The organism is Burkholderia sp. LMG 13014 (genome assembly GCF_905232215.1).
GTDB lineage: Bacteria > Pseudomonadota > Gammaproteobacteria > Burkholderiales > Burkholderiaceae > Burkholderia.
Map to the genome: position 1 here is coordinate 1 of NZ_CAJNKE010000425.1, position 5,249 is coordinate 5,249.

A 5,249-nucleotide genomic window follows, 5' to 3' on the forward strand; every position below is an offset into this window, starting at 1 on the left:
CGCCGCCGGCCAGGCCGGGATTAACGGTAGGTGTCGGGATAGTCATGGAACTTGGCGATTTCGACGTCATCGAGGACAGCCAGCGCATCCGGCGAATGGACCGCGAGCGAGCAATACAGCGAGATCAGGTACGACGCGATCGCCTGGTTGTTGATCCCCATGAAGCGCACCGACAGGCCCGGGCCCTGCTCGCCCGCGACACCCGGCTGATACAGGCCGACTACGCCCTGGCGCTTGTCGCCGACGCGCAGCAGCAGGATCTTGGTCTTGCCGTCCGCGACCGGCACCTTGTCCGACGGGATCAGCGGAATGCCGCGCCACGTGAGGAACTGCGAGCCGAACAGGCTGACCGTCGGCGGCGGCACACCGCGCCGCGTGCATTCGCGGCCGAACGCGGCGATCGCGAGCGGGTGCGTGAGGAAGAACGCGGGTTCCTTCCACACCTTGGTCAGCAGCTCGTCGAGATCGTCCGGCGTCGGCGCGCCCGTCAGCGGGAAGATCCGCTGGTCGTCGGTCACGTTCGCGAGCAGCCCGTAGTCGGGGTTGTTGATCAGCTGGCTTTCCTGCAGCTCCTTGATCGTCTCGATCGTCAGGCGCAGCTGTTCCTTGATCTGGTCGTGAGGACTGCTGTAAAGATCGGAGATCCGCGTATGCACGTCGAGCACCGTGCTCACCGCGTTCAGGAAGTATTCGCGCGGTTGTTCCTCGTACGGCACGAAGGTCTGCGGCAGCACGCTTTCGTCCTCGAGCTGCGTGCACGCGGCACGCACGGCTTCCGGGTTCTTCACCTGGTTCAGCCGATAGATGCCGGCCTCGACCGGCACCCATTGCAGCAGGTGGGTCAGCCAGCGCGGCGTGATCGTGGAAAGCTGGGGGACGGTCTTGGTAGCGTTCGCTAGTTGGCGGGCGGCGTGATCGCTCAGCGCGGCCGTGCCGCTTGCAACGGTCGACATGTGTGGCTCCGGGTTCTTAAGATGAAAAACGGGATTGCTTATGACGCTCGGTGATTATCGGAAGCACGCACCTGCCGGCTCAACATGCTATAGCCGTCATGTCGCGTGCAACCGAAAGGGAAACGAAACCGGGCGGCCTCAGGTGACGTATGCGCCCGGCAGCAGCGTCGAGATCGACACGTCGAACGCGCGCGCGATCTTGTCGGCCGTGACGATCGATGCGATCGCCTCGCCGCGCTCGATCTCGCCGACATACGAGCGGTTCAGCCCCGCATGCTCGGCCAGCTGCTCCTGCGACCACGTGCGCGCTTCGCGCAGCTTGCGCACGTTGGCGCCGAAGTGATGGATGAGGTTGCTCATCGCGCCTCCTAGGCGACACGCGCCGCCGCGCGCGGCGCGGCGTTCGCTTCGCTGCGCAGCACCGCCTGCGTGATGTTCGCGCCGGCCGGCACGTCCTGCGTAAGCCACACGTTGCCGCCGATCACCGCGCCGCGCCCGATCGTCACGCGGCCGAGGATCGTTGCGCCCGCATAGATCACGACGTCGTCCTCGACGATCGGATGGCGTGCGAGCCCCTTCTCCAGATGGCCGGCCGCATCGCGCGGAAAGCGCTTCGCGCCGAGCGTGACGGCCTGGTACACGCGTACGCGCTCACCGATGATCGCGGTTTCACCGATCACGACGCCGGTGCCGTGGTCGATGAAGAAGCCCGCGCCGATGCGCGCGCCCGGATGAATGTCGATGCCCGTCTCCGCGTGTGCCTGCTCGGCGATGATCCGCGCGAGCAGCGGCAGGCCGAGCCCGTACAGCTCGTGCGCGAGCCGGTGGTGGATCATCGCGAGGATGCCCGGGTAGCACAGCAGCACCTCGTCGACGCTGCCGGCCGCCGGATCGCCGTGGAATGCGGCCAGCACATCGCTGTCGAGCAACCGGCGAATCTCCGGAAGCCGCGCGGCAAAGGATTGCACGGCCGACGAAGCGACGACGTCGACGGTATCGACCGGCCCGTCGGTGTGACGCTGGCGCGCCGCATAGCGCAATTCGAGCGTCACCTGCGCGAGCAGCGCGTTCAGCGCCGCGTCGAGCGCATGGGCCACGTGGAAGTTCTCGCTCTCCTGGCGCAGGTCCGGCGGCCCGAGCCGCATCGGGAACAGCACGCCCTTCAGCGCGCCGATGATTTGCGCGAGCGCCTCGCGCGCCGGCAAGTCGCGCCCGCCCGGTTCAAGCGAGCGCCGCTGCTTCTCGCGCCATGCGCGGCGCACGGTCTGCAGCGATTGAACGATGTCGTCGATGTCGAATGCGGCCATGCTGCGTTCTCCCTGTAACGGCCGTGAATCAGTCCTGCGCCCACGGCAGGCCGCGAAAGCGCCAGCCATTGCTGCCGCCGCGATGCTGCCGCTCGTCGAGGTCGCCCTCGAACCCTTCGAGCACGTTGAATACCTGCGTGAAACCGCCCTTCGTCGCGGCCTCGGCCGCCTGCGCCGAGCGGTTGCCGCTACGGCACAACAGCAACACGACGGCCGTCTTGCCCGTCTTCGCTTCCAGTTCGCGCACGAAGCGCGGGTTGCGTGTCAGGCTCGTGCCCGTTGCCCACGGCACGTGCAGCGACTCCGGTACGTGGCCGACGAATTTCCGTTCCTCCGCGGTGCGCACGTCCACCAGCAACGCATCGCCGGACGAGAACAGCGCCCACGCCGCTTCCGGCGCGACGCCGCCCGCATAGGGCGTGCTCGCCGCCGCAGCGGCCGTGCGCGCGTCTTCGAGCACCTGCTGCGCAGCGGTTCGTTCTTCCAATGCAACCGTCATGACACTTCCTTGTTTTCGTTGATTCGTATGACCAAAAACACCGGGAATGCGGCCGTTGCAGCTTGCGTGCTGTCTATAGCCGTCAGCGCCACTATGCGAGCGAGCAAGGGCAAGCAGAACCAATAAAAATTCATTTCCTAATCAGCGGCGCGAGGAATGCAATAGCAGACGCGCGCTATCGGGGCGGGTTCGCCGGCGAGGAGGACAGGCGGAATGGTGACCGTTCGATGTCACGCATCGAAGGACTTTGAAAGGTGTTGCGGGAGGCGATCGACGCAGCGGGCGGCGCGTTGCAACGGAATTCGAAACGGAGTGCAAGCGCGGACGCGCATGCAGGGACGACTGATGACATCCGACTGGCTGGCGGAATGCATCGGCGCGATGCAGGACGGGCATCGCCGATGCATTCGCTTGTCCGTCAACCGGTCACTGCACCGGGTCGACCGGCGCGACCGGCACGCCACGCGCCTCGATATCGCGGCCAGCGAGCCGGCACAGATCCTCGCAGTGATGCGCGGCCACCACCTGCACGCCGACCGGTACGCCGTTATGGCGCCGCGCTTCCCCAGCGAAAGCGCGGCGCCTCATTCACTTACTGCGCATCCTGCTTCGCGCGCTCCGCAGCCGCGATGATCGCGTCGGCCACGGCCTTCGGCTGGCTCAGCATCGACACATGGCTACCGTTCACGCGTGTGACCGTCGCGCCGATCCGCTTCGCCATCGCTTCCTGCAGCTTCGGGTCGATCATCCGGTCCTGCGTCGCGACGACGAACGACGACGGCTTCGCATGCCATGCGGCCTGCGTGACCTTCTCCGAAATGCAGCCGCCATACCACGGCCCCTGGGTCGCCGCGACGATGCGCTGCTGCGCGGGCGGCAGGTCCGGCGCGAAATCCTGCGCGATCGCCTTGTCCGACAGCGTGGCGAAACCGCCCGCGTCCTTGCGCAGCTCACCGGCCCACGCTGGCGCCGGCAGCCCCTGCGTGACGTCGGCGATCGACTGGCCGTTGTCGGGTGCGAACGCGGCGACGTACACGAGCGATTTCACCTTGTCGTCGTTGCCCGCATCGCTGATCACGACGCCGGCCCACGAATGGCCGACCAGCACGACCGGCCCGTTCTGCGCGTCGATCGTGCGCTTCGTCGCGGCCGCATCGTCGGCGAGCGAGCTCAGCGGATTCTGCACCGACACCACGTGCAGCCCGCGCGCCTCGAGCAGCGGAATCACGCGGTTCCAGCTCGACCCGTCGGCGAACGCGCCGTGCACGAGCACGACGTTCGTGCCCTTCAGGTCGTCCTTCGGCGCGGCCTGCGCCGCGATCGCACCGAACAGTCCGCCGATCACCGCGGCGGATACCAGAACGCCTTTCATCAAACCGGCCATCGTCATGCTCCTATCTGTGTCGTGTTATTCAAATGAAGTGCTGCATGGGCGACCGCGCCTCCATGCAGCAGGCGCGGCACCGGATCACGAATGCGCGTACAGGCCGTCCGCGGCGTCCCGTGCGGAACGCGATTGGGCCGCGTCGCGATGGCTGACCGGCGTCGACGCATCGGCCACGCTGTCGCCTTGCGACTTCGACGGGCCGTTCTGGTCGGAACGCGCGACCTGCAGCGCGGCGGCGATGTCTTCCGGGTAATGCGGTTCGCTGCGGGCCGGGTTGTAGCCGGCCTGTTCCAGGCGGACGAGTTCGGCGCGCACGTCGGCACGCGTGAGGCCGTGGCCGGTATCGGCGAACGACAAGGCGGGGATGGCAGCGAGGACGGCAACGGCGAGGATTCGAGCGGCTTTCATGAGGATTCTCCTTGAAGGAAGGTGGTCAGTCGATCATTCGGCATCCGATCCAGTTCGTCTGGCATCGAACGTTTCCTGCATGTCGACAGTAGAACCCGCGCACGTATCTGCCATGTTTCCGGAACCGGGGCTTTCTGCATGCCAGTTTGTCAGGAGCGGCCGCAGATACACGGCGATACAAACCCGGCTGCCGCATCGTTCACCGCCCTTTTCGATGAAGTGCTCCGCCAACGCACGCCCACCATGAAAAAAGGCGTGCCACGCACGGCACGCCTTTCCGTCAAGCCCATCAAACCCCGCACGTTACGGCGCAAGCCGCGTGAACACGTAGTCGTGGTTCTTCACACGCGCCTGGTGGCACGCAAAGCACGTCTGATGCTGGCCGATATCGGCGGGCACGCCGTTGATGAAGCGCCCGAAACCCCAACCGCCCGTCGACGCATAGCGGCGCGAGTCCTTCACCATCACCTGCACGGTCGTCGCCTGGCCGGGCACCGTCGCACTGGGCAGCTCGTCGGATTGCTTGCGCTTGTACGCGAGCTTCACGAGGATCGTGCCGTCCGGGAACGGCAGCGTCGCCTGTTCGAGCGCACGGATCGCGACGGGATTGCCGAGCACCACGCGTAGTTCATCGAGGGGGGCGGCTTCTTCGGCCGGCGCGACCATTTCCCACTTCCGGTAGCCGGGCGGAATCG

At 66.5% G+C, this 5,249-nt stretch carries 8 protein-coding genes; all 8 read right to left on the reverse strand.

Translation table 11 applies throughout. From position 1 onward, the window contains the following. Positions 1-20: 20 nt before the first annotated feature. Positions 21-953, reverse strand: coding sequence for a family 2A encapsulin nanocompartment shell protein (locus tag JYJ84_RS27720; RefSeq protein WP_021156739.1), 933 nt, complete (start codon positions 951-953; stop codon positions 21-23). Positions 954-1,091: 138 nt separating this feature from the next. Beyond that, positions 1,092-1,313, reverse strand: a complete 222-nt coding sequence (locus tag JYJ84_RS27725; protein ID WP_122948837.1) for a helix-turn-helix domain-containing protein — start codon at positions 1,311-1,313, stop codon at positions 1,092-1,094. A gap of 8 nt (positions 1,314-1,321) precedes the next feature. Next, positions 1,322-2,260: a serine O-acetyltransferase EpsC gene (epsC, locus tag JYJ84_RS27730; RefSeq protein WP_174962072.1), complete on the reverse strand. Its 939-nt coding sequence runs from the start codon at positions 2,258-2,260 to the stop codon at positions 1,322-1,324. Between the two features lie 28 nt (positions 2,261-2,288). Beyond that, positions 2,289-2,759: a rhodanese-like domain-containing protein gene (locus JYJ84_RS27735; protein WP_175219261.1), complete on the reverse strand. Its 471-nt coding sequence runs from the start codon at positions 2,757-2,759 to the stop codon at positions 2,289-2,291. Positions 2,760-3,185: 426 nt separating this feature from the next. After that, complete coding sequence (locus tag JYJ84_RS27740) at positions 3,186-3,347, reverse strand: hypothetical protein (RefSeq protein ID WP_164462652.1); 162 nt, start codon at positions 3,345-3,347, stop codon at positions 3,186-3,188. Between the two features lie 4 nt (positions 3,348-3,351). Continuing rightward, positions 3,352-4,143, reverse strand: coding sequence for an alpha/beta fold hydrolase (locus JYJ84_RS27745; RefSeq protein ID WP_175219259.1), 792 nt, complete (start codon positions 4,141-4,143; stop codon positions 3,352-3,354). A gap of 84 nt (positions 4,144-4,227) precedes the next feature. Next, positions 4,228-4,554 carry a DUF4148 domain-containing protein gene (locus tag JYJ84_RS27750; RefSeq protein WP_175219257.1) on the reverse strand — a complete coding sequence of 109 codons (327 nt, stop codon included), beginning with the start codon at positions 4,552-4,554 and terminating at the stop codon, positions 4,228-4,230. Positions 4,555-4,857: 303 nt separating this feature from the next. Further along, the coding region (locus JYJ84_RS27755) for a cytochrome P460 family protein (RefSeq protein ID WP_205189711.1) at positions 4,858-5,249 on the reverse strand (392 nt) is incomplete at its 5' end.